The organism is Streptococcus intestinihominis (genome assembly GCF_046824975.1).
Taxonomy (GTDB): domain Bacteria; phylum Bacillota; class Bacilli; order Lactobacillales; family Streptococcaceae; genus Streptococcus.
Genome location: NZ_JBKQBL010000001.1, coordinates 25,256 through 29,606, shown reverse-complemented (window position 1 = coordinate 29,606; position 4,351 = coordinate 25,256). Strand labels below are relative to the sequence as shown.

Here is a 4,351-nt window from a genome sequence, read left to right as displayed (position 1 = left end):
GACAAGGCTGCTAGCAATCTTTCTCGCATGATTGTCAATACAGCAACAGTGATTCGAGAAGGTAAAGAAGAAGAGATTCCCATTGATGAGATCGTTGTGGGAGACCTGATCAAATTGAGTGCAGGCGACATGATCCCAGCAGATGTGGTCTTGTTAGATTCTCGAGACTTCTTCGTTCAACAGTCTGGTTTGACTGGAGAGAGCGATGCTGTCGAAAAAGTCTGCTTGAAAAAAGCAAGTGGCCAAAATCTGGACAGTCTTTTGGAGAGTGAAAGTCTAGCTTTCATGGGGACCAACGTCATCTCAGGTCGAGCAACAGCCTTGGTCTTGGTCGTTGGGGATGAAACCATGATGGGAGCGATTGAGCAAACCATCAATACTTATGATGAACCAACCTCTTTTGAACGAGAAATGAACACCATCTCTTGGTTGTTGATCCGACTCATGATGGTCATGGTACCCATCGTCTTCTTTATCAATGGTTTGACAGATGGGGATTGGCTAGAAGCAGGGGTCTTTGCCCTCAGTGTAGGGGTGGGCTTGACTCCGGAAATGCTCCCAATGATTATCACAGCTAGCCTGGCCAAGGGGTCCATTATCATGGCCAAAGAAAAGGTGGTCATCAAAAAGCTCAACGCTATTCAAGATCTAGGCGCTATTGATATCCTCTGTACGGACAAGACAGGAACCTTGACCCAAGATGAGATCGTACTCGAATACCCCCTCGACATTCGTGGGGACTTGGATTTGTCCGTCCTTCGTCGGGCCTATCTCAACTCTTACTTCCAAACCGGCCTCAAAAACTTAATGGACCGCGCCATTATCAGTCGGACAGAAAGAGAAGCTAAGAAACATGAGATTGTCAGAGGCTTGGACCAAAGCTTCCAAAAAATTGATGAATTGCCTTTTGACTTTGAACGCCGGCGGATGAGTGTCATTGTCAAAGATGAGGGGGGAATCGTGAGCATGGTCACCAAGGGAGCCTTGGAAGAAATGCTAGCAGTCTCTAACTATGTAGAATACAAGGATGAGATTATCCCCCTAACAGACCAAGTGCGGGAAGACGTCTTGGCAGAGGTGGCTCAGCTGAATGAACAAGGTTTGCGCGTGCTAGGGGTTAGTTACAAATCAAATCTTGAGGAAGGCTATGCCTTTGAAGTGGCAGATGAAGCAGACATGATCTTGACGGGCTACCTAGCCTTCTTGGATCCACCAAAACCATCTGCAGCACCAGCCATCAATACCCTTGCGGAATACGGAGTTGCTACTAAAATCCTTACGGGAGATAATGAGAAAGTGACCCAAGCGGTTTGTGAAAAGGTGGGACTGGATGTTGACCGCATTTTGCTGGGTAGCGATATCGACAGTCTCTCTGATTCAGACTTGGCTCAAGCAGTAGAAACCACCACCGTTTTTGCAAAATTATCCCCAGACCAAAAAGCACGCATTATCTTGCAACTGAAAGCAAATGGCCATAAGGTCGGCTATATGGGAGATGGCATCAATGATGCTCCTTCTATGAAAGTGGCAGATGTGGGTATTTCGGTTGATACAGCTGTCGATATTGCCAAAGAAACAGCAGATGTTATCCTACTGGATAAGGACTTGATGGTCCTCGAAAAAGGCTTGGTAGAAGGACGCAAGGTTTATGCCAACATGACCAAGTACATCAAGATGACAGTTTCTTCCAACTTTGGGAATATCTTCTCCCTTCTCTTTGCTAGTATTTTCCTTCCTTTTCTTCCAATGGCCCCTATCCATCTCATCGTTTTAAACTTGGTTTATGACCTTTCCTGTATCGCCTTGCCTTTTGACCGGGTTGATAAGGACTTCTTGAAGAAACCTCGGATTTGGGAAGCAAAATCCATTACCCGCTTTATGGCCTGGTTTGGTCCTATTTCCTCTGTCTTTGACATCTTGACCTTTATCGCTCTCTACTTTATCATCGTACCTATGATTACAGGCTATGGCTATGTCCATGGAGCAGACAGTGCGGGACTCTTCATCATGCTCTTTCAAACCGGCTGGTTCATTGAGTCCATGTGGTCCCAAACTATGGTCATCTATATGCTCCGCTCTCCAAAATTGCCCTTTGTTCAAAGTCGGCCAGCCCTTGCAGTCATGGCAACGACCCTATTGGGAGCCCTCTTTGTGACCTTCCTACCATATGGCCCACTGGCTTCCTTATTGAAAGTAGCGCCACTAAATAGTCTTTACTTCCTATTACTAGCGGGAATTCTCTTCCTTTATATGGCAAGTGTCACCCTGGTCAAACACTATTATATTGGCAAGTACAAGGAGTGGCTATAAGCTAGTCATTAAAATAAGAAAAGAAAAGGTTTGCATATTTGTAGGCCTTTTTCTTCCTTTTTGATATAATAAGATGAATATAGAGAAAGAAGGAACCACAATGGGAAAACTTGAAGTTATTAAACATCCACTGATTCAGCATAAATTGTCTATTTTGCGTCGGACTGATACCTCTACAAAGGCTTTTCGTGAATTAGTAGATGAAATTGCTATGTTGATGGGATACGAAGTTTTGCGCGAACTTCCTCTTGAAGATGTAGAAATCGAAACACCAATTACAAAAACAGTTCAAAAACAGATTGCTGGTAAAAAACTAGCGATTGTTCCAATCCTTCGTGCAGGGATCGGGATGGTAGACGGACTCTTGAGTTTGGTACCCGCTGCTAAAGTTGGTCACATCGGAATGTACCGCGATGAAGAAACCTTGAAACCAGTTGAATACTTGGTGAAATTGCCAGAAGATATCGACCAACGTCAAATCTTTGTGGTAGACCCAATGTTGGCGACTGGGGGATCTGCAATCCTAGCGGTAGATTCATTAAAGAAACGTGGTGCAAGCCATATTAAATTTGTCTGCTTAGTTGCAGCACCAGAAGGAGTGGAAGCTCTTCAAACAGCTCATCCAGATGTCGAAATCTTTGCTGCAGCCTTGGATGAACGCCTCAACGAAAACGGCTATATCGTTCCAGGTTTGGGTGATGCTGGGGACCGCTTGTTTGGTACCAAATAAGCACATTTCCAATCCATCTTTGGGAAAGTAAAAATTTGACCTTTGTTGACCAATGGGATATAATAGCTTTTATAAAGAATGGAAGGAGAGCTAGCCTCTCGAATCAACCGGATGAAACTCCTGAGATGGTGCCGGTGATAATGGATAAAAGGAGATGAATGAATGATTCCAGTAGTAATTGAACAAACTAGTCGTGGCGAACGCTCATACGACATTTACTCACGCCTCTTAAAAGACCGTATTATCATGGTGACAGGACCGGTAGAAGACCAAATGGCCAATTCGATTATTGCCCAATTGCTCTTCTTGGATGCCCAAGATAATACCAAAGATATCTATATGTATATCAATACGCCAGGAGGCTCTGTCTCTGCAGGTTTGGCAATCGTCGATACCATGAACTTTATCAAATCAGACGTCCAAACCATCGTCATGGGGATGGCAGCTTCAATGGGGACTGTGATTGCATCAAGTGGTGCCAAAGGCAAACGCTTCATGTTGCCAAATGCTGAGTACATGATCCACCAACCAATGGGTGGTACTGGTGGCGGTACTCAACAAACGGATATGGCCATTGCAGCAGAACACCTCTTGAAAACACGTCACAGATTGGAAAAAATCTTGGCAGAAAATTCAGGTCAAACCATCAAGAAAATCCACGCTGATGCAGAACGGGATAATTGGATGACTGCAGAAGAAACCTTAGCTTATGGTTTCATCGATGAAATCATGGCTAACAACAATCTCGGATAAGAAATCTTAACCATCCAGCCCTCTCCTTTGACAGGAGAGGTTTTTTTTAGGACATTCTTTACTTTCTAGAAAAAGATAGTATTTTTACCTGAAATTTGCTATACTGGTAACAGAAGCAGAAAGGGATTGTGTATGTTTGAGAAGCAAGCTAGAACAGGCTTAATTGTAAAATTGTATTATAATCGAGATGCAAAGAAATTACAGGAAATTGGGGATGTGATCTATCATTCCAAAAAAATGCGCTATGTCCAGGTCTATGTCGATAGTCCTCAAGTTCTTGAAATTATGCAGCAATTAAAAAAAGAACGCTTTGTAAAGAAGGTTCAAATTTGCCATATTCAAGAATTGGATCGTGATTTTGTAGGAAGTTTGCATCGTCAACAGGATGAAACACAAGTAGAAAACGCAATCATTTAAAGGATTGCGTTTTTTATATTGACAATTGTCAGATAATTCGGTATATTCTTAATATGTATTTATTTTAAGATTATTTAAGGAGATTATCACAAATGAAGAAAAAATTTGCTCTTTCATTTTTAACCATTGCAAGTGTCGCTC

Annotated in this window: 4 protein-coding genes; all 4 read left to right on the top strand. The window is 42.9% G+C overall.

Features of this window, described 5'->3' with window-relative positions; genetic code table 11:
• Positions 1 to 2,310, top strand: a 2,310-nt coding sequence (gene mgtA / locus ACLOR3_RS00150; RefSeq protein ID WP_412036868.1) for a magnesium-translocating P-type ATPase, incomplete at its 5' end; no start/stop codon positions are given.
• A gap of 100 nt (positions 2,311 to 2,410) precedes the next feature.
• Entirely contained in the window at positions 2,411 to 3,040 is a 630-nt protein-coding gene (gene upp / locus ACLOR3_RS00145) for a uracil phosphoribosyltransferase (RefSeq protein ID WP_048689715.1), read from the top strand.
• Between the two features lie 162 nt (positions 3,041 to 3,202).
• Positions 3,203 to 3,793, top strand: a complete 591-nt coding sequence (locus ACLOR3_RS00140; RefSeq protein WP_023024046.1) for an ATP-dependent Clp protease proteolytic subunit — start codon at positions 3,203 to 3,205, stop codon at positions 3,791 to 3,793.
• A gap of 132 nt (positions 3,794 to 3,925) precedes the next feature.
• Complete coding sequence (locus tag ACLOR3_RS00135; RefSeq protein WP_048689712.1) at positions 3,926 to 4,210, top strand: DUF2129 domain-containing protein; 285 nt, start codon at positions 3,926 to 3,928, stop codon at positions 4,208 to 4,210.
• Positions 4,211 to 4,351: the final 141 nt, after the last annotated feature.